Origin of the sequence: Paenibacillus sp. FSL F4-0122 (assembly GCF_038002845.1) — a bacterium.
GTDB lineage: Bacteria > Bacillota > Bacilli > Paenibacillales > Paenibacillaceae > Paenibacillus_AQ > Paenibacillus_AQ odorifer.
In genome coordinates this window covers 43,654-68,725 of sequence record NZ_JBBODI010000001.1, presented here as the reverse complement: position 1 = coordinate 68,725, position 25,072 = coordinate 43,654, and the positions used below count along the sequence as shown (strand labels likewise).

At 43.5% G+C, this 25,072-nt stretch carries 18 protein-coding genes; 12 read left to right on the top strand and 6 right to left on the bottom strand.

Translation table 11 applies throughout. The annotated features are described in order from the left end of the window. Positions 1-49 precede the first annotated feature (49 nt). Positions 50-466 carry a MarR family winged helix-turn-helix transcriptional regulator gene (locus MHH49_RS00290; protein WP_038569750.1) on the bottom strand — a complete coding sequence of 139 codons (417 nt, stop codon included), beginning with the start codon at positions 464-466 and terminating at the stop codon, positions 50-52. Positions 467-601: 135 nt separating this feature from the next. On the opposite strand from MHH49_RS00290, the gene MHH49_RS00285 reads away from it, so the two are divergent. Next, complete coding sequence (locus MHH49_RS00285) at positions 602-1,063, top strand: DUF2798 domain-containing protein (RefSeq protein ID WP_076273137.1); 462 nt, start codon at positions 602-604, stop codon at positions 1,061-1,063. A gap of 114 nt (positions 1,064-1,177) precedes the next feature. Here MHH49_RS00285 and MHH49_RS00280 read toward each other — a convergent pair whose 3' ends face one another. Next, positions 1,178-2,119: a MerR family transcriptional regulator gene (locus MHH49_RS00280; RefSeq protein ID WP_076107504.1), complete on the bottom strand. Its 942-nt coding sequence runs from the start codon at positions 2,117-2,119 to the stop codon at positions 1,178-1,180. Positions 2,120-2,464: 345 nt separating this feature from the next. On the opposite strand from MHH49_RS00280, the gene MHH49_RS00275 reads away from it, so the two are divergent. Further along, positions 2,465-4,279: a methyl-accepting chemotaxis protein gene (locus tag MHH49_RS00275; protein ID WP_339811050.1), complete on the top strand. Its 1,815-nt coding sequence runs from the start codon at positions 2,465-2,467 to the stop codon at positions 4,277-4,279. 523 nt (positions 4,280-4,802) lie between these two features. Here the strand turns inward: MHH49_RS00275 and MHH49_RS00270 are convergent. Further along, a complete protein-coding gene (locus tag MHH49_RS00270; RefSeq protein WP_339811047.1) occupies positions 4,803-5,690 on the bottom strand; it encodes an NAD-dependent epimerase/dehydratase family protein in 888 nt (295 codons plus the stop codon). Positions 5,691-6,162: 472 nt separating this feature from the next. Next, positions 6,163-7,170 carry an RNA polymerase sigma factor gene (locus MHH49_RS00265; RefSeq protein ID WP_076098480.1) on the bottom strand — a complete coding sequence of 336 codons (1,008 nt, stop codon included), beginning with the start codon at positions 7,168-7,170 and terminating at the stop codon, positions 6,163-6,165. 183 nt (positions 7,171-7,353) lie between these two features. On the opposite strand from MHH49_RS00265, the gene clpP reads away from it, so the two are divergent. Beyond that, positions 7,354-7,935, top strand: a complete 582-nt coding sequence (gene clpP, locus MHH49_RS00260; RefSeq protein WP_076098479.1) for an ATP-dependent Clp endopeptidase proteolytic subunit ClpP — start codon at positions 7,354-7,356, stop codon at positions 7,933-7,935. Positions 7,936-7,956: 21 nt separating this feature from the next. Beyond that, positions 7,957-8,163 (top strand): hypothetical protein, encoded by a 207-nt coding sequence (locus MHH49_RS00255; protein ID WP_036679303.1) that lies wholly within the window; start codon positions 7,957-7,959, stop codon positions 8,161-8,163. 48 nt (positions 8,164-8,211) lie between these two features. Here MHH49_RS00255 and MHH49_RS00250 read toward each other — a convergent pair whose 3' ends face one another. Then, a complete protein-coding gene (locus tag MHH49_RS00250; protein ID WP_256717790.1) occupies positions 8,212-9,207 on the bottom strand; it encodes a LacI family DNA-binding transcriptional regulator in 996 nt (331 codons plus the stop codon). A gap of 274 nt (positions 9,208-9,481) precedes the next feature. On the opposite strand from MHH49_RS00250, the gene MHH49_RS00245 reads away from it, so the two are divergent. The 3 genes from MHH49_RS00245 (at position 9,482) to MHH49_RS00235 (ending at position 16,991) form a co-directional block, all read left to right on the top strand. Next, on the top strand, positions 9,482-11,230 hold the full coding sequence (locus MHH49_RS00245) for a glycoside hydrolase family 13 protein (RefSeq protein WP_081382356.1): 1,749 nt from the start codon (positions 9,482-9,484) through the stop codon (positions 11,228-11,230). A 635-nt stretch (positions 11,231-11,865) separates the two neighbouring features. Continuing rightward, positions 11,866-13,128: a group II intron reverse transcriptase/maturase gene (gene ltrA / locus MHH49_RS00240; RefSeq protein WP_036681916.1), complete on the top strand. Its 1,263-nt coding sequence runs from the start codon at positions 11,866-11,868 to the stop codon at positions 13,126-13,128. A 260-nt stretch (positions 13,129-13,388) separates the two neighbouring features. Further along, complete coding sequence (locus MHH49_RS00235; RefSeq protein ID WP_052096929.1) at positions 13,389-16,991, top strand: M14 family metallopeptidase; 3,603 nt, start codon at positions 13,389-13,391, stop codon at positions 16,989-16,991. 70 nt (positions 16,992-17,061) lie between these two features. Here the strand turns inward: MHH49_RS00235 and MHH49_RS00230 are convergent, their stop codons facing one another. Beyond that, positions 17,062-18,939: an LTA synthase family protein gene (locus MHH49_RS00230; RefSeq protein WP_076098477.1), complete on the bottom strand. Its 1,878-nt coding sequence runs from the start codon at positions 18,937-18,939 to the stop codon at positions 17,062-17,064. A 304-nt stretch (positions 18,940-19,243) separates the two neighbouring features. Between MHH49_RS00230 and MHH49_RS00225 the strand changes: the two genes are divergently transcribed. The 5 genes from MHH49_RS00225 (at position 19,244) to nspC (ending at position 24,754) form a co-directional block, all read left to right on the top strand. Next, a complete protein-coding gene (locus MHH49_RS00225) occupies positions 19,244-20,215 on the top strand; it encodes a DUF4830 domain-containing protein (RefSeq protein ID WP_036679308.1) in 972 nt (323 codons plus the stop codon). Positions 20,216-20,258: 43 nt separating this feature from the next. Continuing rightward, positions 20,259-21,749 carry a stalk domain-containing protein gene (locus tag MHH49_RS00220; RefSeq protein WP_339811044.1) on the top strand — a complete coding sequence of 497 codons (1,491 nt, stop codon included), beginning with the start codon at positions 20,259-20,261 and terminating at the stop codon, positions 21,747-21,749. 125 nt (positions 21,750-21,874) lie between these two features. Further along, complete coding sequence (locus tag MHH49_RS31100; RefSeq protein WP_076143349.1) at positions 21,875-22,183, top strand: DUF5808 domain-containing protein; 309 nt, start codon at positions 21,875-21,877, stop codon at positions 22,181-22,183. Between the two features lie 224 nt (positions 22,184-22,407). Next, complete coding sequence (locus tag MHH49_RS00215; protein WP_036679313.1) at positions 22,408-23,607, top strand: saccharopine dehydrogenase family protein; 1,200 nt, start codon at positions 22,408-22,410, stop codon at positions 23,605-23,607. A gap of 10 nt (positions 23,608-23,617) precedes the next feature. Continuing rightward, on the top strand, positions 23,618-24,754 hold the full coding sequence (nspC, locus tag MHH49_RS00210) for a carboxynorspermidine decarboxylase (RefSeq protein ID WP_036679316.1): 1,137 nt from the start codon (positions 23,618-23,620) through the stop codon (positions 24,752-24,754). Positions 24,755-25,072: the final 318 nt, after the last annotated feature.

The window sequence follows — 25,072 nt, the reverse complement described above, 5'->3', positions numbered from 1 at the left end:
CTTTTTAAAGACGCAGAGTAGACAACTCTGCGTCTTTTTTTGCTGGAGATTAGAGCCAATCTTCTTTTAGCAAAGATTTAAGAAGCTCTACATTTGTTACTCCTAGCTTGGCAGCGATCTGCTGCTCTAATTCAATTTTGGTGATCATCATTCTGTTATTGCATTCTATTCCCTTTGGAGTGAGGACAATATTTTTGTCACGCTGATTTCCTTCGACTTCAACGGCTTCGACATAACCACGGGATAACATGCCTTGAATGCTTTTATGCGTGCCCTGTCTTGAAATATGAATTATTCTACTGATTTCTGAGATCGATAACATTTCTCGGGCCTCAAGAACTGCAAGAATGTGGGATTCGGTCTTATTAATTTGATCCGGGTCTTTGTCTGTCACTATTTTACGTAAAGCTAGATGCTTCTCACTGAGTAAATCGATCAGGTTCATTTTTTGCAGCTGCTTATTCATTAGAACACTCCTAAATCATGGCTCGTTTACCCCAGTATAAGACATTTGCGAATATTGTCAACTTGGTTGACTTGATTTGAGAATTTGTGTTATTGTAATCCAAGTTGACAATATAGAGATAAAAGGAGCTTGAAGATGGGAAGAAACAAAAAAGAAGCATTTTTATTTACGTTCATCATGTGTTTTTTGATGGTGCTGGGTATGAGTATTTACAATGTAGCACTAATGGAGGGTTGGTCAGGCACGTTAGTTAAGGATGTGATTGTCGGCTACTTGCCTGCATTTATAGTTGCACTCATTCTAGATGTATTTGTTGTAGGCAAGGTTGCGAAGGGGATCGCGCATAAGCTGGTTAAAGAAAATGATCCGATGATCAAAAAAATCATGTTCATATCCTTTTTTATGGTGACCGGAATGGTATTGTTCATGTCCTTCTATGGCACAGTTCTCCATGTTGGATTTTCTGCTGAACTACCAAGAGCTTATCTGTCTGCCATAGGTAAAAATTTTATTTTTGCACTTCCACTGCAAATCATTTTAGTTGGGCCGCTTACACGATTTATTTTTGTGAAAATTACTCCAGCAGTGTCTGCGTAGGGAATAAATCAATAGAAGCAATGTACAACAAAACGCTCTCCGTCTGCCTGAATAAGCAGAAGAGAGCGTTTTGTTTTTTAAAAGATTAGAAACGTTTATCTATGGCTCGCTCGTTTACGTAAGCGCGTGAACTCTCTTTTTTACAGGTTCGAGTAGATTTAGGGCATACTCATTTCCGCTACCTTTGGGACTATCGTTGCGGATATGCTCCTCCAGACATAATCTGGAGTCGTGATCCGCTTGATAATCAGGATGATTATCCAGATACCCCATTAGGGCTTGCCATGAACCATAGATATCATCAGTGCTTTCTGTCAGAGCATAGAGGCCGCCGTCGAGCCGCATTTCCTTTAGATGAGCTGGTATCTTCACATTTTCCGGTATTGAGGCACAGAATCCATATCCGTAAGGTTTATTCTCACCACTTGGATGCGGGTTCGTATTGCCGCCAAACAGCCGTGCTGTGCCTAATAGTTGACTAGCTTCCAGCCATTCATTAACTGGGATCATAGCTTCATCTTCTGGAGAGGTACTAACCGCAACATTGTAGGCAAATCTCATAGCTGGGAGAGTAATGAATCTTACATGAATAGGGGTAGAGTGATTAATAGTTGGCATAGATATAACCTCCTCAGTTTTAGTCATACCATCCGATGGACTGCATGACTTTTCGTTTAGTTCAGATAATAATTGATTTGTAATGGGTTCCTCGAGATGGGCGGATATCCACTGTAAAAAGAGATGGATTTCACCTTCTCTATTTGTTAGTTCTGTTTTTTGATTGTGAATAGAAGCCGCTTGCTGGCTGAGCGCTTCGTACATGGACTGAACGGACATATTTTTAAGCACGGTTCCAATATCCTTGATGCTAATATCCAGCTTTCTTAATAATGAGGTAACCCGAATGGCGAGTATTGCTTTCTCATCATAAATCCGCCAGCCAGAGCTGCTGTCCCGCTTACTTTCAAACAATCCTTGTGCTTCCCAGTGACGCAGAGTCCGACTCGTCAGTCCGAATTGCGCAGAAAGCTTATCAATGGTAACAAATCCGCTCATAGACAACTCCCATTTCATAGTTTGATAAGGCGCCTTATGTGGATTATTTTAGCATTTAACGTTACGTCAATTGCAAGGAGAATTAATGATTGGGTATTCGAGATAATTTACATTTCTCATACAAAACATTGTCCAGTATTTAACGTCCAGCTTCTACAATCAAGATATTGGTAGAATGTACCTATTGCAATATGAGGCTTTATACGGAGGATGATATTGTTGAAAGCTAGGTCTATGCATCTAACTATGAAATGGAAGTTGATTTTGAGTTTTTCCGCCGTTGTTCTTTTCTTTTTGGGAGTAGCGTTTTATCAAAACCATAAAATCAGCCAAGTGGAGATTTCTATGGAAACGCAAAAAGCTGAGATGGAAAAACGAATTACCGTGTCATTAATTACGCAGCTGCTGCAGGAAATGAATGCGGTAGAATCTTCGTTAGCGGGTTCGAGTGATTTGGAGTTCGTCCAACCCTTTAAGGACAAGCAAACAAAACTGACTAAAGAGTTGGCGACGGTGGATTTTGCGGCAGATTCGCCGGCATTTAAAGAGTTAGAACAATTACATAGTCAGATTGGGGAATATACGGGATATTTTGACGAATTGGTAAAGACCATAGAAGACGAGCAGCTTGATCCCATGAGTGTGCTGGAACAAATCGATGAATTACATACGAAGGCTACAGCGTTGAGTGAAGTCATGCTAGTGACTAATGAACATTTGTATACGGCAGCAGCAGAGAATGCAGAAAAAGCACAGGATTATTCTTTTGATCTGCTTAATCTAACCACCTCTATAGTTGCTTACGCAGCTGTGCTAGTGTTTATTTTCACATTAGTGATTGCGGTTATGCTCATACGTTCCTTCCTGAATCCTATCCATAAACTGCAAGTGGCTCTGCGAAAAATTGCAGAAGGAGATTTGCGTCAGCAGATTAACTCACCTTACAACGATGAGTTGGGCAGTTTGAGTCATCATTTTGATCATATGGTGGAGCGGGTCCGGGAAATGCTTCAGCATACCCAGTCAGTAGCCTCTTCGCTGGCAACTTATTCGCATTCTTTTCAAGAATCTTCATCTATAACGGCGCATACGAATCAAGATATCGTAAGCACTATACAGGAAATTTCGGTAGGCGCAGAACAGCAGGCAGGACAATCCGAGCAGAGCGCTGGCCTGATTCAGGAGCTGGAACGTGAAGTGAATGAGATCACGGAGTATACCGAGGTTATGCTGGCTACCAGTCAAACGGCTAATCACAATACTCGTAAAGGATCTGAATCCGTCATCGCCCTCCGGGAGGTGTCTGAGCATTCGCGAGAATCTGTTAATAAAGTATATCTGGCTTTAACCAAACTGAGTGATCAATCAAAGGACATCTCGCGCATCACTAAATCCATAACAGATATTTCTAATCAGACCAATATCCTCTCACTTAACGCAGCAATTGAAGCAGCCCGCGCGGGTGCCTACGGAAAAGGGTTCGCTGTCATCGCTGATGAAGTAAGACAATTATCTGTGCAGACCAAAGAGTCCTCCGTACATATCAGTCAGATTATTAGCGAGCTGCAATCCGGGATGGATGAATTCCAGCAATATATGCTGGTGACCAAAGGAAATCTTGAGGAACAGGATCATAAAGTGGCCGAAACGTTGTCCTCTTTCGAAGCGATTGATCAATCTATTGTGGAGATTAGTAAACAGATTGGGCAAATTCACGACAAAGTGGATATGACTCAGACTATGAACCGTAGACTCGCAGAGTCTGTGCATGCCGTCGCGGCCATCGCCGAGGAAACTGCAGCAGGGGTGCAAGAGGTGAACGCCTCCAGCGTACAGCAGGATCATGCTATCCGTGATATAGCCCGTCAAGCCATTGAGATTAATGAAATTTCGCAGAATTTATTTAAAGAAATCAACATTTTTAAGATTGATTCGGATGGGGACGATGGGGTCAGATATGAAGGGGACAGGGATACAAAGCATGCTGGCACTCCAGAAGCTGGGGACACATTAGGAGACGCATTAGGAGATGATACATTAGGTGCTGGCGATCCTCCAGATGATAGCGGTACTCCAAATGATGGTGGTACACCAAATGATGGTGGTACACCAAATGCAGACGCTTCTAAAGAGGGGTCTTATCTGACAATCTCTGCGTAGCTCAGCGGGAATTGGCATTCGTAGCGTAAGGTGGAATAGAGAATAGAAAATAGAGAATAGAGTAGGGAGTAGGGAGTAGGGAGTAGGGAGTAGGGAGTAGGGAGTAGGGAGTAGGGAGTAGGGAGTAGGGAGTAGGGAGTAGGGAGTAGGGAGTAGAGTCCAGAGATTAGAGTTTATAGAATAGAGTTTAGAGATGAGAGGCTAAAGTTTAGCGCTTAGTGAGGTTCTATCTGCCGTTTTGTTTTTAAGTGTATTTTATACAACTAAAAAGGTTTGTATTTAGCTTGATTAGGGTTTAGTTGTATTTAGTGCAGTTATTTCGAGGCGAAATGACGATAACGGTGGTTTGGTGGGGATATAATTGCATGAAATACAACTAAAACCAGGTGGGAGTGCACATACCTGAAAATAGTTGTATAGAGTGCAATTAACTCAACGCATAATTGTGTTTTGTTGCATAAAGAAGCTGGCTCCTTCGTGGGAGTATCCACGAAGGAGCCAGCTTTTTTATGTAGAAATATAATTAGTCCTCGTAAGTTTGATTTAGGGTGCTAACTAACTCTGGGAGCCAGTCGCTTAGAGTGAGAAACTTGTATCCCTCCGATTGAGCTTTAGCTGTATCCATAAACCAGGATTGTGTGATCCCGAATGGAGAATTATGCGCATCCGCTGTTTCGCTTTGAATGACGGCTTGTTTTCTGGTCTCTTTTTCAATCAGCGAGATAAGCTCCTTAATACTAACCGTACCGTCTGAGCAAGCGTTGAGAGGACCCGTCACCGTCGAGTTGCCGAGCCAATACAGAAAATTAGCGGCTTCGTCCGAACGGATAAAACAAATATTTGCATCTGGATTCGGAATCCCGATGGGCAGTTTATTACGTACATGTTCAATATGAAAATGGAGTCTTCGTGTATAATCGTCAGTTCCCAGAACAATCGGAAAGCGGACAGCGGCTACAGGGAAGTTAGCTTGTTGGATAAGGACGGCTTCCGCCAGTCTTTTCCCCTCCTGATAGGTGAAGTCATTTCGTCCTCCATAACGAATAGGGTGCGTTTCAGGATCGAACACCTCTTCCGTCAGCGCTTGCTCACTGAAATCATAAACAGATAAACTTGAAGTCAGTATGTAACGTGTGGTTTTGCCGTCAAAAATACGGCGCGCCTGATCCGCTTCATCAGGTGAAAAACAAATATTATCGTAGACTACATCCCAACTCGTATCACCTAATGCTTGAGCGAAGGCCTCCGGTTGAGACCGATCCACCTGTATCCGGTGAACGAGATCGCCAAAAGGGTCGCTTGTTTCCCCGCGCGTTAATATGGTTACTTCGTTCTTAGAATCCTCAAGCAGACGCTCGACCAAACGTTTCCCAAAAAAGCGTGTGCCGCCTAAAATAAGAATCCTCCTCATCAACCTCACTCCTTGATTGCTATTAATGGTTATTAAAATGACTGTTTATTGGTTTATGTGAAGCTTCTGATTCATTGTAGAGAAGCGGCGGGATCAGCCAGATCAGCAGCAATATATTGAGTTTTGAGTGATACAAATTGGACTAACGGGAAAGAGTTAGTTTGATTGTACTTCGTGCAATAGAATTCGTATTAGAGTGGAGAAAATTTGATCCTATTGCACTCTATACAATCAATGGATGATCAAGTGGCATTAAACTAGCTTTTCACCAGAATCTATTGCAGAGATTGCAGCAGATTCAATTTTTGCGGCTAGGACGGCGGATTCTGTTGTACAATATGCAACGTTTGTAGCTAGTTACCACAAACAGCCCAAATGTTAATTACACATTAAGCACACTAATCACAATTATATCTGTTCGTTTTTAACGTAACGAGACACTTAGCTGCCCGAAATCGAGCTTAACGAAAAACTACGCCACCATACACATTCCTGGCGTGGTATAATTCCAGCTGTTTGAACTGAATCCACCAGCTTGGAAGGTCTGGAAGCCTTGCAAGCTTTGGCTCGATACCGCCATTACAGGTTCCTGACTTTCGTCCGCAAATACAAGCTCGATCAGCTCGGCAATTTCCCCATGTTCATACGCGGCTGCAAGGCGGCTCAAGACAATCTGCATGGCTGTGTCCTGTGGTAAGGAAGGACCATCGGCCTGAAGCAGCTCTTGTCTTACGAGAGGAAGGGCTTGCCGGGCTCGGTGCAGAGCGGCTTTTATTGCCCCTTCTGTGGTATCGAGAATCTCGGCAGCTTCCATTGCAGAGTGTCCCAACACATCTCGAAGCAGGAATACCGCCTGCTGCAGCGGAGATAAATGCTCCTGTAGTGCTTGAAAAGCAGCTTCAATCTCAAATGAACCATACTCCGCAGAGGCTTCAGTGGGGGACTGATCCAGCTCCAACACTCGTGACAAGGTGGCTTTTCGCCGCATGATATCAATCCATGTGTTTCGGGCAATCCGAAAAAGCAATGCCTCAGGATTTGGGTGATTTGTAGAACTTGTATGATGAGTAGAATTTGTAGGAATCGTAGAATGCATTGCAGATTTTGCAGATGGTGCAGTCTTAGATGGCGTTACAGCCTTAGCAGACGTTGCAGCCTTAGAAAACGTATAGTTCATTTGATTAGTTTGATTAGTTTCAAGTTTTTCATTAGCTCCATTTGCTCCATTAGCCTTATCATTTTCAATGGTTTCTTTATTTTGTTTAACTTCATTCATTGGACTGTTCCCATTATTTGCGCTCGTTGAGTTCGAAGTCTTCATATAACCTAGAGCCTTGACCCATGTATCCTGAGCTAAATCATCGGCATCCCACGGGGATTGTGTCAATGCAAGACAATATCGCTTCAGAGCTATCTGCAAAGACCTGCTGTTACTTTCATCCGGCTCATCTCCGGTGCTAAGCTTCTCAAGGATGATCACTCTGCATAACTCCTTTTCCAGTAAGGTGATTTCGATTACTTCTAATAATAAACGAATGAGCAGGAAATTAAGATACGCAATTTTAAAAAATAAAAATTCTCACGCCTAACGTATCCTATCCCCATATTAATCCGTTTACAGGGTAGATTTCAAAACTCTAAAACAGATGGAGGTCGAATACGGATGGCGTACGTTCCTTATGTAGTCGAACAAACGAATCAAGGTGAAAGATCTTACGATATTTATTCGCGGCTGTTGAAGGACCGGATAGTGTTCGTAGGTGCGGAAATTGAGGATCAGCTGGCTAACAGTATTGTTGCCCAGTTATTGTTTTTATCAGCAGAAGATCCGGATAAAGATATACACATGTATATCAATTGTCCAGGTGGCTCTATCACCGCAGGCTTCAGTATTTATGACACGATGCAGCTTATTAAGCCTCCGGTGAATACCATTTGTACAGGAATGGCGGCTTCTTTTGGTTCTTTGTTGTTATTGGCTGGGGCCAAAGGGAAACGTTATGCCTTGCCGAATAGCGAGATTATGATTCATCAGCCGCATGGTGGGGCGCAGGGGCAAGCTAGTGACATTGCGATCAGTGCCAAACGTATTTTGAAGGCAAGGGAAGTGCTTGTGCAAATTACAGCGGACCGAACTGGGCAGACGGTAGAGAAGGTACTGCAAGATATGGATCGAGATTATTTCATGTCAGCCGAGGAGGCGGTTGAATACGGAATTATCGATAAGGTCATCACAAATCTCTAAGACGAAGGAGTGAAGAAGGCTATGCTGGAGGTTTTGCAGGGAAAAGAGGTAACAATCTATTTTGTGGATGGCTCCAACGCTACAAAAGGAGTGCTGGAAACGGTAAGTGAAAATTTCGTCAAATATCGGACGGATTTTGAAGAGTTTTATATTCCAATCAGCTCGATCTGTTCTATCTCTCTAGATACCAAAACGCGTGAACGAGCCAAAGTAGGGTTCACACAATAACATCAACAACATCATCTGTATAAAAAAGGGTTAGGAGCTCCACAGCTCCTAACCCGTACTTTCCCGAATAGCCAAATAATGAGCCACATTTGCATGATGCGGCACAACGGTCTCCCCTTTAATCAGCTTGATTAAGGTTCGGGTGGCGGTCATCCCAATCTCCGTTCCAGAGTATTCAACCGAGGAAAGCTTAGGTCGAACGATAGAGGCAATGAAGCTGTTATCAAAACCGAACACGGCGACATCAGCTGGCACCCGTAGACCGTTATCGGTTAAATAATTCATGGCTCCAACTGCCATCCAATCTGTGGAGCAAAACACCGCAGTAGGTAACTCCCCGCTATCCATAATTCGGCGCATGGCGTCGCTCCCATCTTCGACGGCCATCGCACTTTCTACTACCCATTCTTTCCTTAAGGTTATACCTGCATCCATAAGGGCTTGTAGATAGCCTTTATACCGATCCCCACCCACCGCATTATCTCCCGAGCCGCGAATCATAGCGATTTTGCGATGACCTTTTTGAATCAGATAAGTAACAGCTTCATAGGAGGCAGTTATATTGTCCAGATGAACGGAAGGAATCATATCCACCTGCGATTGTTGCCCGACAAGCACGCAAGGTGTATTTGAGCTGCGGATGATCTCCAGATGTTCATGGTTTGGAATTGAACCCACAAATATATTTCCTTCCGTCCCAATACGCTGGAACATCTTCAAATAGTGTTGTTCACTTTCTGCACTGCCGTCCGTTAATCCGACCATAATGTCGTATCCATACAAATCCGCAAGATCGCGAATACCAACATTGAAGTCATCCAGTACAGTGTTGCTATTCTGCGGAATGATCACACCGATCAGCTGTGTATTAGCTTTGTCCGTTTCAAGGCCGATGACATTCGGACGGTAGTTGGTTTGTTTAATAGCTTCCAGTACTCGTTTACGGACATCTTCGTTTACTGGTTTGCTGTTATTGATTACCCTGGACACCGTAGAGATCGAAACGTTCGCCATTTGGGCTATATCTTTTATCTTTACCTTCAAGAAGATCACCATAACTTTCCATATGATTCACTTGGTGTTTCAACTCTCGCAAGCATATCACGGATAGCTTCAAGAATCCAAAAGATTGTTGTTGACCTAGGAAATAAAAGGTCCTATAATGATCGCTGTAGGAAAATTATTTCCTTGAAAAAAGCTTTTTTTGAACGATAAAGTTGAATTTTTGCTAAAAACAATAACTAAATTATTAATTTTAATGAATTTCGGGAAAATATTTTCCTGTGAAGGGTATATGAATACGAAGGAGCTGCATGCATTGAACAGAACATGGTGGAAAGAAGCCACGGCGTATCAAATTTACCCACGGAGCTTTATGGACAGCAATGGTGATGGTGTAGGGGATCTGCAAGGAGTCATTTCTAAACTTGATTATTTGCAGGAGCTTGGCATCAATGTCATTTGGATCTGTCCTATTTATAAATCCCCAAATGATGATAATGGTTATGATATTTCGGATTATCAGGATATTATGGCGGAGTTCGGCAGCATGGCCGACTTTGATCAGCTGCTGCACGAGGTTCATGCACGAGGCATGAAGCTGATTCTGGATCTAGTGATTAATCATACTTCGGACGAACATCCATGGTTTGTTGAAGCACGTTCAAGCAAGGATAATCCGAAGCGGGATTATTATATTTGGAGTGATCCTAAGGACGGGGAGGAGCCGAATAACTGGGAGAGTATTTTCAGCGGTTCGATTTGGGAGCTTGATCCCGCCACAGAGCAATATTTTATGCATGTATTTTCCAAAAGACAGCCAGACCTCAACTGGGAGAATCCTGAGGTGCGCCGTGAATTGTATAGCATGGTCAACTGGTGGCTGGACAAAGGAATCGACGGCTTCCGGGTGGATGCCATTTCACATATTAAAAAAATCACCGGACATCCCGATCTGCCGAATCCACAGAATCTTCCGTATGTTCCGTCTGGCGATGGTCACATGAACCGTGAAGGGATTCACGATTTCTTGCAGGAGCTCAAGCAGGAGACGTTTGACCGATATGACATCATGACGGTTGGCGAAGCGAGTGGTGTAAATGTTGATCAGGCGGAGTCGTGGGTGGGTGAAGAGCAGGGCAAATTTAATATGATTTTTCAATTCGAGCATTTAGCTCTTTGGAATAAGAGTGTGACAGGTGGATTGGATGTTCTGCAGCTAAAATCAGCTCTCTCCCGTTGGCAAAAAGGTCTTGAGGGCAGAGGCTGGAACGCATTGTTCATCGAAAATCACGACCAGCCGCGTTCAGTTTCTACTTGGGGAAATGATGGCCAGTATTGGAAAGAGTCAGCTAAATCGTTGGCTACGATGTATTTCCTGATGCAGGGAACACCATTTATTTATCAAGGTCAAGAAATTGGGATGACCAATGTAAGATTTGAATCAATGGATGATTACGATGATGTGGCGATGAAGAACTTGTATCGTTTGGAGACTGAAGCCGGTAAATCACATGAGGAAGTCATGGAGGTAATCTGGAAGAACGGTCGAGACAACTCTAGAACACCAATGCAATGGAGCGACTCTGAAAACGCTGGTTTCAGCAGCGGCAAGCCATGGATGAAGGTGAATCCGAATTATACGGAAATCAATGTGGAGCGGGCGAAGCAGGACCCTTATTCCATCTATCATCATTACAAAAAGCTTATCGCTCTTCGGGCTGCTAATCCCGTTACTGTTTACGGGACTTATGATCTCATTTTGCCTGAAGATGAACGTATTTATGCTTATACTAGGACGCTTGGAAATGAAAAACTGCTGGTCATGTCTAACCTGACAGCAGAGGAAGCGCTGTTTGACCTTCCATTTGAATTGGAGTTTGATACTAGTGAGTTGCTCTTGCATAACTATGAGGTTGATCCTGCGGAGCCGATTGAGACTGTCGCATTACGGCCTTACGAGTCCCGTGTGTATATGCTGGTTAACGCACCTGTAGAGCAAGAGGGGAGCAGTGAACTTGTACCTGCACAAGAGTTAAGTGAAGCTTCTTTTCCAGAAACAGTTTAATATATTATTGTAATTCAAAGCGCCCGGTTATCCGGGCGCTTTTTTTGTGTGCGCCCAGCATGGGCGCTATCTATAGGGTTGAAGTCCCGAATGGCGAAGGCAGTAGTAGCCATTAGCTTAAGGCAAGGGTGTCCACCGCGAGGTGGAATCTGAAGGAAGCCAGCGGCAAATCTCCGGTCTGAGGAATACGAACTTCATACAAGGCTAACGTAGGCTGGATGAGGTTGCACAACAAACCAAAGTCCATACTGCCAAAGGCGTACGAGAGTAAATGAAGCAGATAGATGGAGAGGAAGATAGCGTTCTTACCTGGGGAGATCTGTGTGATAGGCGAGTATACTTCGTAACCCTACTTGTGAGAGTAGGCTGAGTGCACAGAAGTCAGCAGACGCCATAGTACGCAAGCTGTTGCAACAGCTGCGGAAGGGCTGAACATGGAATAGGATTTATACATCCAGGCGTTCAAGATGAGCGATGAATGCAGAAAAAAAAAAAAAAAAAAAAAAAAAAAAAAAAATCCGAAAGGACCTGACTGAAGAAGGAAACGGTGAATCCCGTGGGGGTCTTCAGCAGGGCGGAGTTCATCTTTGGCACAAATGGAAGGTATAAATCACGTAAAGAGAGGTTAAAAAAAAATGTTGGAGCAACTGCTATCACGGGAAAATCTTCTGCAAGCCTTAAAGCGTGTTGAAGCGAATAAAGGAAGTCATGGCGTAGATGGGATGTCCGTAAAATCCTTACGAGAACACATCGTACAAAACTGGCAGACCTTGCGGCATGCCATAGAAGAAGGAACCTATGAACCGAGCCCCGTGCGCCGAGTCGAAATCCCGAAACCCGGTGGCGGAGGTGTTAGGTTACTAGGAATACCTACCGTGACAGATCGAATGATTCAACAAGCAATCGCGCAGGTGTTAACTCCATTGTTTGATCCAGAGTTTTCCGACCATAGCTATGGATTCCGTCCGAAAAGACGAGGGCATGATGCGGTGAGGAAAGCTCGAACCTTTATGAAAGAAGGATATCGATTCGTAGTCGACCTAGACTTGGAGAAATTCTTTGATCGCGTCAACCATGACCGACTGATGATGAAGATTTCGGAGAAAGTGGAGGACAAGAAAGTTCTCCTGCTTATCCGCAAATATCTTCAGTCAGGTGTGATGGAGAACGGGTTAGTAACCCCGACAACGGAAGGTGCCCCGCAAGGCGGTCCACTGAGTCCGTTATTATCTAACATTGTCCTAGATGAGCTCGACAAAGAACTCGAGAAACGTGGGCACCGCTTCGTTCGTTATGCGGATGATTGCAATATTTACGTGAAAACGCTAAGAGCAGGAGAGAGAGTCAAGACAACGGTCACCCGATTCATCGAGACGAGGCTAAAGCTGAAGGTGAACCAAGTAAAGAGCGCGGTAGACCGTCCCTGGAAACGAAAGTTTCTAGGATTTAGTTTTAGTGTGGACAAAGAACCAAAGGTGAGAATTGCGAAGCAGTCCTTACAGAGAGTCAAGGTTCGAATACAGGAGATATCCTCTCGAAAGAGATCGATGAAGATGGAAGAGCGAATCAAGGAACTAAACCACTACCTCATGGGATGGTGCGGTTATTTCTCGCTGGCGGATACCCCAAGTACCTTTCGAGATATGGATAAATGGATACGAAGAAGGCTACGAATGTGCCTCTGGAAGCAGTGGAAGACCCCTAGAACCAAAGTCAAAAGACTTATATCCTTAGGGGTACCTAAGGATAAAGCCTATGAGTGGGGAAATACCCGAAAAGGGTATTGGCGAATTGCAGGGAGTCCAATTCTACAACATGCATTGAATAACCAATATTGGGAAGCCAATGGATTAAAGAGTGTATTGGACAGATACAACTCCTTACGGAATATTTCATGAACCGCCGTATATCGAACGGTACGTACGGTGGTGTGAGAGGTCGGGGGCTAGCCGCCCCCTCCTACTCGATTGCGGTAGTGTAGGACTCTTGCACAAAATGAATACGCTTACCTAGGCAAGTCGTATAAAAATATTATTTTTTCTATTATTTTTGTTCCCAAAATTAATAGAATACTATATTATGTTATGAATACAGATTCATATAAGTGTATATTCATTCAATTTGGGGTGAAAGTAGACAAAATTATAGGAGGTAAAAAATGTCCAAGAGAATACTATCTTTATTACTAGCTTTTACACTTATGATGTCGGGTCTGCTTCCAGCTGCATATGCAGGTGAAGTTGCAACCGAAATTAACCCGCAGGCGGTTGTTGCTCCGGTTTCTACGGAGAACACAGCTGATCCAGCGGTGCTTTCTTCAGAACAAACTACGGTAGCGACTGCTGTCTATGAACAAATAGCGGCGACAGTTTCCACAGAAGTATACAAAGCTTCTATGACGGAAGCTAGAACATTAGAATTGACTTTAGATCTTCCTGATGGGGCATCGCCTCAAGATATCATCTGGAATTTTGGCAGAACGGCGGAAGAGATGAAGCCGCTGGCAGAGTGGAAAAAATGGAATAAAGATGCGAAAGATTATTCAGGTAATCCTTTCGTAACAGTGACATATGAGCCGATCTCAGGTTCAAAAGTAAAGGCTTTAATTCATTTTGATTTGCTGTACGGAGAGAATCTCTCACTAACGGGTATACGTGCAGAGTACGTCAAACGAGTGGGAATTTATAATCTAATCGGGACATTACCTGCTGGAGATGTGCTGGTAGAGCAGCAAGTCAAACTAAATCCATATGAAACCTATCATACATATGATGAGATTAAACCTGCGATCGATAGGATTACTGCTGAAAGCAATAATAAATATGATCGATATGTAGAGTATCAGCAAATTGGGACCTCAACTCAAGGTCGTGCCATTCATTTCTCTATTGTTGCTAAGGATAAGTCCTCAGTAGATCAATATTTGAACGAGACCTTACCGCTTATGATGAATGATCCTGAAGCCCTGCAAAAGAAAATTAACGACGGGGATCTGCAGAATTATAAGGTACCTATTTGGTTAAATAACATTCATGCCGATGAAGCCAATGGTGTCGATGTAATCATTAAGTTTTTGGATACGCTGATGACACAGCAAATTGTCACCTATGATACCACTGATGAGAATGGAAATCCGAAAAAGGTAGTTCTGAACATCGACGAAGCGCTTGACCATGTGATTTTCCTGCTTGATTATGTAGAGAATCCTGACGGTCGCGCGTTAAACACGCGTCAAACTTCAACGCTGCTTGATCCAAATCGGGACAACTCTTACCAGACCCAACCTGAGACACAAGCGGTAACTGCACAAATTGCTAAGTGGACGCCGCTTACCTTTTTGGACATGCATGGATTTGTAAGTGGCTTCTTGATTGAGCCTTGCACACCACCTCATGATCCTAACATTGAATATGATCTTGTAATGCCAAGTATGCTTGAGCAAGCAAATGCCATGGGTAAGGCGGGGATTGCTAATACAAAATATGATTCCTACCATATCCCTTATGAAGAATACGAAAAAACACAACAGGATCCGAACTATAAAGGAACGAATGCAACAGGTTGGGATGATGCTTCGCCAGCCTACACAGCTGTATATGCCATGCATCAAGGAGCACTTGGGCATACCATTGAAGTGCCTGAATTGAATGAAGATTCACTGGATGCCTTTTATTATGCGGCTTTGGGGGCCACCGATTATGTGATCAACAACAAGCAGGAACTGTTCCTGAATCAATTGGAAATCTTCAAACGGGGTATCCAAAATGAGAATACTAATGCTGCTGTTAAAGATTATCTAATCAATGCACAGAATGAGTCTATTGGACGTCCAGGGGTAGATGAGAATACGAATTTCTTCCCTGAGTATTACATTCTTCCGGTTGCAAAAGATTTGCAAAAAAATGATCTGGAAACCTACAAAATGGTTCAGTACCTACTGCGTAACAATGTGAAAGTAGAACGGACAACAGCCAGTGTAACTGTAGATTCTGTAGTCTATCCGGCTGGAACCTATGTGGTGAATATGCATCAAGCCAAAAGAGGTTATGCGAATCTTGTCTTGTATGATGGACTAGATGTCTCGGATTTTAATGAGATGTATTCCGATACGGTACAGAATTTCTCGGCTATGCGTGGTTTTGACCGATATATTAGCCGTTCTGTAGGAGCATTCACTGGGAAGACAGAAGAGGTTAGCGGTGTAACGATCCCTAGTACGAATCTGGATCAATCTCCGTTCGAGCAAAATTATGTGATTAAAAACAGCAACAATGATGCGATAAAAGCTGTGAATGAGCTGCTAGCCAACCATAAGGCAGTGACACTGCTGGAGAATGGGGGTACAGGTTACGAGAAGGGAAGTTTCCTTGTTTCCAGATCCAATCTTAGAACGGTATCGTCTAAATATCTGCTGGATATTGTGCCGTTTAGTGCTGCAGAGAACAGAACGGGTAAATTGCTTAAGGCTCCTAAGGTAGCTATTGCAGGAGCGACTGCATTTATGCTGAAGGATCTTGGGTTTAACGTAACTACGGATACAGTGGCAGCAGATGTTCTAATCAATTCGGGAACGAATCTGATTGCTACAGGTAAACCGTTTATCGGTTATGGAAGAACGATGCTAAAAACTGTTAAAGGGCTTAAGGTCCTCCCTGGACTGGACTATTCAACTCCGGTCAATAAGGATGGTAAAGAAGATGCTCATGAGGGATTGTTTAAGGCTGAGGTCTCTCAGGACAATGTAATTACAGCGCCTTATGCCGATAGCGAATACCTCTACACAGTTTCCGCGGCTTATATTACAAAAGTGCCTGAAGGCGCAGAGATCTTGGCGAAATACGGATCAGGAGCTGACTTTTTCAAAGCAGGCTGGTGGCCGAATAACGAGGCTGCACAAGACCAAGTATTGGCGCTTACTTACAATACAGACAACATCCATGTGACGTTATTTGCGAATGATCTGATGAATAAATATCATCCGCAAAATCAATTCAGATTGCTTGCCAATTCAATCTATGCTGCTGCTCCAGCGGCGACTAAAGAGGATGGTATGGATAACGGGGTGAATGAACCAGAGCCAACAACACCTTCGACACCGTGGCAGCCATCTGTAACATCAACACCTGCACCGACCGTGCAGCCGTCTGCAACACCAACGCCAGCTCCAACTCCAACTGTGCAGCCGTCTGCAACACCAAACCCAATAGGTTCTAACTTCACGGATCTAGGTAAGGTGGCGTGGGCAGTATCGGCAATTCAAGAGCTGGCGGCAAAAGGGATCCTGCAAGGAGTGAGCGATAATTCCTTTGCTCCGCTTAAAGAGGTGACGCGTGCCGAGTTTATTACCATGATCGTGCGAGCTTTTGATCTGCTTGATGTGAAATCAACCGCTGCCTTCAGTGACGTGAAAGCTTCTGACTGGTCTTACGGATACATTGCATCCGGGGTCAAGAACGGATTGATTAACGGTGTAGGCAATGGAAGGTTTGATCCTAACCGTGCGATTACACGCGAGGAAATGGCAATCATTGTATCCAATGCACTTAAGAAATTTAAAGGCAAGTCGGTAAGTGATACAAATGCCGCTTTGGCTAACTTTAAAGACCAGGCAACAATCGCTGCTTACGGTAAAGAAGCGGTGGCATTACTAACTCAGGAAGGTATTGTGCAAGGTCTGACTGCGGATACCTTCGGTCCTAAAAACATTGCCAACCGTGCTCAAGCAGCAGTGATTATTGATAGGATGTTGAAGCTTAATTAAGTTTTAGATACTTATAAAATAATACAAGAATGCCCCTCAGCTATTTGGCTGAGGGGCATTCTTTTTATAGTTACTCTGCATTATCCGTAGATGGTAAATCCGGCAGTTGTTGAATGTAGCTGTTAGACATATTTAGAAGCCGCTGAACGGCGTCAAATTGTTCTTTTGTCGAACCGCCCTCTGTTTCAGAGCCATCGATTAGATTAAAGTTGTCTCCATCATCGTAATCGACACCAGTCAAATACATGCTTGTGTCATTAATGAAAGAGCCGGTAGGCAAAAAGTGTCTGACAGGGAGCATGTTGGTCTGTTGGTTCATCAGATCTTCTCCGAAGTAGAGCTGATCTTTCATTGAAATCCCTAACAGGTTAGCTACAGTTGGCATAATGTCGATCTGGCCGCCAGTTTGGCTGTAGACCGTAGGTTGACCTACCCCTGGCGCATGTACGATGAAAGGAACGTTGAACATATCGGTATAACTATATTCGTGACCGACCATTTCTTCCATTAACGATTTCTCGTTGCCATCAAGGGAATATAGCGATACACCCTGATGGTCCCCGTAAAAGACAATGACGCTATCATCCCATAGACCACTGGACTTTAATTGATCCAGAAATTGTCCCATTGCATAATCTGCGTAATTTTGAGCTAGAATATAGTTGCCAACTAGGGTACCTTCATACCGTTTAGGCAGCGTCATTTTATTTTTTGACTCTGGCATTTTATAAGGGTGATGAGCACTCATAGAAATGACCATTGCATAAAAAGGATCATCTTTAGCATCCATTTTGACTAATTCAGGCACAGTCTTGGCATAGAGTACCTCATCAGAAGCACCGAATGCGATATGATCACCATCCCCATAGAACGCTTGATCGTAATACTTATCAAAGTCTAGGACTTTGTATAGAGTTTTGCGGTTCCAGAATTCTACGCTATTGGTGTGAAAGGTTGCTGTATTATATCCATTAGCTTTCATCAGCTTAGGCAGGCTCGGAAGCGCCTTATCCATATAATTGGATGAAGTGGCTACCTCGTGATGAGGAACGTACAACGAAGTATTCACCACAAATTCAGCATCCGAAGTTGTTCCTTGCCCGGCATTAGTATAGAAGTTATTGAAATAATGTTCGCTTTTCAAAAGCTTATTTAGATTGGGTGTTACTTCCTGTCCGTCAATGCTCAGGTCCAGCAAAAAGTTCTGAAAAGATTCCATTTGTACCACGATTAGATTTTTACCTTGAGCTGCCGCCCAGTACTTCGGTGAGACAGGCTCTGTAATTCCTTTGGTCTCGTTAATGGATGGTTGCGTGATTTCTTTGCTGTCGATTATTTCTTCTGTTTCCCTTGTATCGGCAAAAATAGTATAGACCTCGTAATTAAGAATCCCCATACTCTCCGCTTTTTTGTTCTCGTTCATACTGGCATGATTCGGCCAAACATTAAAGACACAAACTGCTAAGGAAACACTGATGATCCCAAACAAAGCGGTCCGGTTCATGCGGCGGTTCATACCTCTTTCTTTCCAGATCGCAATATATTTCGGACGGAACATAAAAAACATGAACACTACAATATCCACAAAAATGAACAAATAGTAAGGGTCCAGCAACGAGTATGTGCTTTCTCCCACCTTAGTTACTTTATCTGCTTGTTCCAAGGCATGATAAGTAGCAATTACACCGTAATATTTGTAATACATTAGGACGGCGAAATATATGACTGAAATCAATAGGTTGGCTATCATGTAATACAGAAATTTTCGTTTGGAAGCCATCCATTCAATAAGTCCAAATACGATAAAGAAAAATGGGATCTCTGTCAGCAGCATGCTCCAGTTAGGACCGTCGCTAAAAACTACGAACCAGGCCACTGCGCATTTTAGCAGCAGGACGAAGCTAAAGACTAGGAAGGGTTTGTTTTTTATATCAAAATCTTTTTTCACTCGTTATCATCCTCTCTGATGCAATTACACCAAGGTCCTGCATATACCTGTATTTCATGGAAATCCGTTGCAATATGCCGAAGCTTATTATGCTCCCGAAGTTATCAAGTGTCAAAAGGTGGACGAGAGTCCTAGAGTGAAGCAACAAGCGATTTATGCCGCATAAGCAGGTAAAATCAACGCCAATCCCAAACTACAGGGTCCTATGCGTATAAAATGATTTTAATAATTTCCAGTTTCCCGCAACTTTGTATAATATTCCTCAGTCTAAATATAGAGGAGTGATTAGAGAGGCGGGAATTAGATGACCCAGCGGCAGTTCATAACGATGGTAACGATTTGTTTTCTTGTGCTCTTAAATTCAGGTTGTAATCAAGGGGAGAACTCCATTGGTGTGGAGCCTTCTGGCTCTATAGCTTCAACGTCTGTACCACAGGTTCCCGAAGACTTTTTGCTAACACTGGATTATAAAGTTCAGAACCATCCGGATACATTTGCAGTTGAGGTACCACAGAACTGGGAGGTTAAGCTGGGGGAGTATCCAGTGGGACTTTACTGGCGATTAGCGAATGAGTTCTCTAAAGATGCCGGATTGGATTTGACCCTCCTGAAGGGTGCCACGGTAGAGGTACAGCGGTATTCCTTAGTCGATGGTTTACCTGGTTCTGGCGAACAAAAAGAATTTTCTTATCCCTCGAATCTCGTTTTGCTTGTGCAATCAGGGAATACCGTTGGTGCGTGGCTGGAATTTAATATTCAAAGTATCGGCCCGTCTATTAAGAAGCGTAGCTTGACCGACATTACAGGACTTACATTTGAGGAGTGGACGGAGAGAGAAGGTTTGTTTGATGAGGAAGGTGAGAATGGTGACTTAGCCTCATTAGACCATTTCGAGCTGCTGGATGCTTTTTTTCAGGCTATTCAGGACGGTAATCATACCCGTGCCCGCGCATGTTTGAATCCTAATGCCTTACTCACTGCATTGACGGTTAACCGTCAAGCACATCAACTCTATAACCCGGGTTTTGGTGGTGAAAATGCTCTCAGTGAAAGTATTGTTGAGGCTAAGCCTACCTCTTATAAAGTGATGGATTATGATACTGGCTCTGAAATCAAAGACATCGGCGATCGCACAACGTTAAATATTGTGGTCGATCTGTATATGAAATCACTAAATCCTGTCTTTAATACCCCAGATGGCCGGGAAACTCGCTTTGCAGTGTTGACCAAACACGCTAACGGCTGGAAGATTGGAGGTTTTGGGACGGGACCGTGAGTTGTTGCGTTATCTATTTTTTAATAAAAAGGAGTGATCTCAAGTGTTTAAACAAAGCTTGATGTCAAAAGTGCAGGTAAGTCGGATTTGTAGAGTTGTTGTCGGGACTGTTCTTAGCTTGGCTATGGTCTCACCCTTAGTGGCAGCAGCAGATAATGTGAATTCACCTGAAGAAAAGAAATTATTGTCTGGCATCACCCAACTGGACGCTGGTGACAGAAGTGCGTATGCCGTCACTGCGGATGGAACAGCCTGGGCGTGGGGTGGTGGGTACGGCTCTATTGGTAATGGGGCGACCACACCAGCGTATACTCCCGTCAAAATGCATATCGATCATGTAAAGCAAATCTCAGGTGGTTATCGCCATAACTTGATGTTGAAGGACGATGGAACAGTGTGGGCAGTAGGGGGGAACGAGCATGGACAACTTGGCATTGGAACACAGTCCTCTAAGATTCTTGTAGAGCCTGTTCAAGTGCAAGGGCTAACAGATGTGAAAGCTGTTTCTGCGGGGGGCACCTTTAGCTTAGCTCTTCTTAAAGATGGAACGGTCTGGGCATGGGGAGGCAATGAACAAGGTGAACTCGGTGACGATTCGCGGAAAAACAAGCTAACCCCGGTGCAGGTAAAGGGACTACCCTCTGTCCTGTCTATAGCAGCGGGATCGAATAATTCAGTGGCGCTTGGTAATGGTGGAGAGGTATGGGTGTGGGGATCGCAGCAACCGCTGGGAACGCAAAAAGGCGTAATCTTAAAGCCTACGCTTATTAAAGGAAGCGGAGAATATAGAGCGGTTGATATGGACGGAGCCTATGGGCTCTATGGGGCAGCATTGAGATGGGATGGTACAGTATGGATTTGGAATAATTACATAGATCCATATCTGGGAGAAACTCTAAAGCCTGTTCAGGTTCCAGGGCTTTCAGGCGTCATTTCGCTGACAACAGATTCCGCGGTGAAGGCGGATGGGACCGTGTGGCAGTGGACGGTTGGCGATAAGAACAAGATTAATGTTACACAGTCAAAGGGTATTCAGAATGCAGTTTCCATTTCTAAAGGGAGCAGAAATCATTATGTACTCTTAAAAGATGGTCATGTCCTTGCCTGGGGAGCAAATGAATTTGGGCAGACGGGTCTGGGGGTCAGAGAGATCGAGGTGAATACGCCTCAGCTCGTGAAGAAATCTATTCAAGTATTGTTGAATGGGAATGAAATGGAACTGACTATGCCGCCACTACTAATTAATAATTCGACATATGTTCCTTTAAGAGGAGTCTTCGAGCAGATGGGAGTTAATGTTCGTTGGGATGTTCCATCGAGAGCTGTGGTCGCTGTAAAGGGATCTACAACTCTGATCTTGAATTCGGTAACTGGACAAACGACTGTTAATGGAAAGGTAATAGCAACAGATCAAAAACCGGTCTTCATTAATGATAGCGTTTATGTACCCCTCAGATTGATAAGCGAAATGTTGGGGGCGCAGGTAGAATGGGATGCAGATGCTTATGCAGTTCGAATAAATTCCAATAAATAAGCTGACTATTTATTAGAAGCTTTAGGCTGAATTCTCCTTCTGGAGAGTTCAGCTTTTTGCGTGGAGCGCAGAAGATTTAGAGGGAAATGCAATAACGGTAAACAAAGCGTATGCGATTTTGAAGAATGTGTGCGGGAATCTTTTCGAGGATTCTTTATACGGATGATGATGAATATTGGAAAAATGGGACAACTTATAATTATCCCAATGATCGTTCAATTCTGGTCACGAAACGGATGGGCATAGCAACAACGATTAATATTGCGACAAAAACGGGTAAGAGTATATATTACGGCCTCTTTGTATTTGTTGCAGTGCTGTTGATCGGAATGGGTGGGAACTGTACGTCTTTACGCGGAGTTGAAAGGATGGTGAGGTTTTTCATTGATTTTAAAATAAATCGTATGAAGTATAACCCTCTTGTGATAGAATAATCTAGTTGCTCTAGTTTCTGAAAATCCACTCTGTTCCAGCAAAACACCTGATCTATACACGTGGATAATCGAGGAAATATGAGCATTTAAGAGTATTAACAAGATTTATTAGAGATTTTACACAAAACACATCATTTTTTGTCGGTTTTTATTGATTTATTCAAAAATATTATGTATAATCAGCCTTGTTGATTTTGCAAATGGAATTTTAGGAGGTTTTTATTTTGGGAAAAGCGTTAATTATTGGCGCTGGCGGCGTAGCAAGTGTTGTTGTTCATAAATGCTGCCAGAACCCGGATGTATTTGAAGAGATCTGCATTGCCAGCAGAACTGTCGCGAAATGTGACGCTCTGAAAGATAAATTAGCCGGAGGCCGCACGAAGATTTCTACTGCTCAGCTCGATGCAGATAACACGGACGAAGTCATTGAACTGATCAAGAGCTTTGAGCCGGATGTCGTTATTAATGTCGCTCTCCCATATCAGGACCTGACGATCATGGATGCGTGCCTGGCAACAGGAGTGCACTATGTGGATACTGCCAATTATGAACCACAAGATACAGCGAAATTCGAATATTCCTGGCAGTGGGCTTACAAAGAAAGATTTGAGAAAGCTGGCCTTACCGCTTTGCTCGGCAGTGGATTTGACCCAGGTGTAACTGGCGTGTTCACGGCTTACGCGCAAAAACACTATTTTGACGAGATCCATACCATTGATATTGTAGACGCCAACGCTGGCGATCATGGATATCCATTCGCTACAAACTTTAATCCTGAAATCAATATTCGTGAAATTACAGCGAATGGCCGTTATTTCGAGAATGGCGAGTGGATTGAAACCGCACCACTTTCTGAGAAGAAAGTTTACGATCTTCCGGAAATCGGACCTAAAGATATTTATCTTTTGTACCATGAAGAGTTGGAATCCTTGGCTGTTAATATCAAGGGCGTGAAGAAGATCCGTTTCTGGATGACTTTCTCGCAGAACTACCTGACTCACTTGAAAGTGCTTGAGAATGTGGGTATGACTTCTATCGAGCCTATCATGTACGAAGGCAAAGAGATCGTTCCTTTGCAATTCTTGAAGGCAATGCTGCCTGACCCGGCTTCCCTGGGACCAAGAACAAAAGGTAAAACTAACATTGGATGTATCATCCAAGGTACTAAAGACGGTAAGCCAAAAACTTATTATGTATACAACGTTTGCGATCATGAAGAATGTTATGCAGAGGTTGGCTCCCAAGCCATTTCCTATACTACAGGCGTTCCTGCAATGATCGGGGCAATGTTAATTATAAAAGGAATCTGGAAGAAACCAGGCGTGTACAACGTAGAAGAGTTCGATCCAGATCCATTCATGGAAGCTTTGAATAAACATGGTCTGCCTTGGCAAGAAGATTTCTCGCCAACGCTGCTAGACTAAGGCGCGATTGATGGATATTGATATCAGCGTTGTCCCGTCACCATGTTACCTTGTAGATGAAAGATTGCTTACCCGCAATCTTGAGATTATGAATTCTGTACAAGAACGTACAGGAGCTAAGATTTTGCTCGCGCAAAAAGGCTTCTCAATGCACTCCTTGTATCCGCTAGTTGGCAAGTACTTGCATGGCGTAACTTCCAGCTCCTTATTCGAAGCCAGACTTGGCTATGAAAAAATGGGCAAAGAGGTTCATGTCTACGCACCAGCTTATGTGGAAAGTGAATTCGATGAGCTTCTTGAATACTCGGATCACATTGTGTTCAATTCTTTTGACCAGTGGAATCGATTCAAGGATCGTGTGAAAAATGCACCGAAGCATATCAGCTGCGGCATTCGGGTGAATCCGGAGTATTCCGAGATCGAAGTTCCGCTGTATGATCCATGCTACAATTATTCCAGAATGGGAGTAACTCTCCCTAACTTTAGACCTGAAGAGCTTGAGGGAATTGATGGATTACATTTCCATACCATGTGCGAACAAAATTCAGACACACTGGAGCGTACGCTCAAGGTAGTCGAAGAGAAGTTCGGACCTTATCTCAAAGGGATGAAATGGCTTAATTTTGGTGGCGGTCATCATATTACACGTCCCGATTATGATCTGGAGACCCTTGTCCGCTGCATTCTGCATATGAAAGAGACTTACGGTGTGGAAATCTATCTGGAGCCAGGTGAGGCCGTTGCGCTTAATACTGGATATTTGGTAGCTACCGTTCTGGATGTTATGCATAACGGAATGGACATTGCGATTCTCGATACTTCGGCTGAATGCCACATGCCAGATGTACTGGCTATGCCATACCGTCCGAACATTATCGATGCTGGACAACCTGGGGAATATCCTTATACGTACAGATTAGGTGGAATGACTTGCCTAGCCGGAGATGTTATTGGAGATTATTCCTTCAAGGAGCCTTTGAAATACGGCGATAGACTCGTATTCCTAGATATGGCGCATTATTCTATGGTGAAGAACCATATGTTTAACGGCGTGAATCTGCCAGCTATCGTCAGCTACAATGACGAAGAGGGAATTAAAGTAATCAAACAGTTCGCTTTCGAAGATTTCAGCGGACGTTTATCTTAATAGAATGATCTAAAAAGGTGTCCCTTCAGGGACACCTTTTTTGCTGTGGTTCCAGTCCTTTGAATGCGCGATGACATCTAGGAAAAGAGGAGTGATCCTAAAGGACCGTATGGCAACTATTGTTGTTTATTAGCTCATTTAGCTAAGGTTATGGACTGTATAGCTCTTATTGGTCGGATAGTGACTATTATTAGGGCGCATTTGGTAGAATAGCTGCAACTGAGTCCGATTGTATGCTGAAACAGCCGATTTTTCGGAAATAGAGTCTCCTCGGTCCGATTCATCCTCGTGGGGAGAAGATAGATGTCGAACCGATTT

What these genes read in the sequence shown, in the direction of transcription:
- MHH49_RS00290 (WP_038569750.1), bottom strand. Translation starts at nt 466, where the DNA reads ATGAATAAGCAGCTGCAAAAAATGAACCTGATCGATTTACTCAGTGAG.
- MHH49_RS00285 (WP_076273137.1), top strand. Translation starts at nt 602, where the DNA reads ATGGGAAGAAACAAAAAAGAAGCATTTTTATTTACGTTCATCATGTGT.
- MHH49_RS00280 (WP_076107504.1), bottom strand. Translation starts at nt 2,119, where the DNA reads ATGAGCGGATTTGTTACCATTGATAAGCTTTCTGCGCAATTCGGACTG.
- MHH49_RS00275 (WP_339811050.1), top strand. Translation starts at nt 2,465, where the DNA reads ATGGAAACGCAAAAAGCTGAGATGGAAAAACGAATTACCGTGTCATTA.
- MHH49_RS00270 (WP_339811047.1), bottom strand. Translation starts at nt 5,690, where the DNA reads ATGAGGAGGATTCTTATTTTAGGCGGCACACGCTTTTTTGGGAAACGT.
- clpP (WP_076098479.1), top strand. Translation starts at nt 7,354, where the DNA reads ATGGCGTACGTTCCTTATGTAGTCGAACAAACGAATCAAGGTGAAAGA.
- MHH49_RS00255 (WP_036679303.1), top strand. Translation starts at nt 7,957, where the DNA reads ATGCTGGAGGTTTTGCAGGGAAAAGAGGTAACAATCTATTTTGTGGAT.
- ltrA (WP_036681916.1), top strand. Translation starts at nt 11,866, where the DNA reads ATGTTGGAGCAACTGCTATCACGGGAAAATCTTCTGCAAGCCTTAAAG.
- MHH49_RS00235 (WP_052096929.1), top strand. Translation starts at nt 13,389, where the DNA reads ATGTCCAAGAGAATACTATCTTTATTACTAGCTTTTACACTTATGATG.
- MHH49_RS00225 (WP_036679308.1), top strand. Translation starts at nt 19,244, where the DNA reads ATGACCCAGCGGCAGTTCATAACGATGGTAACGATTTGTTTTCTTGTG.
- MHH49_RS31100 (WP_076143349.1), top strand. Translation starts at nt 21,875, where the DNA reads ATGTGTGCGGGAATCTTTTCGAGGATTCTTTATACGGATGATGATGAA.
- nspC (WP_036679316.1), top strand. Translation starts at nt 23,618, where the DNA reads ATGGATATTGATATCAGCGTTGTCCCGTCACCATGTTACCTTGTAGAT.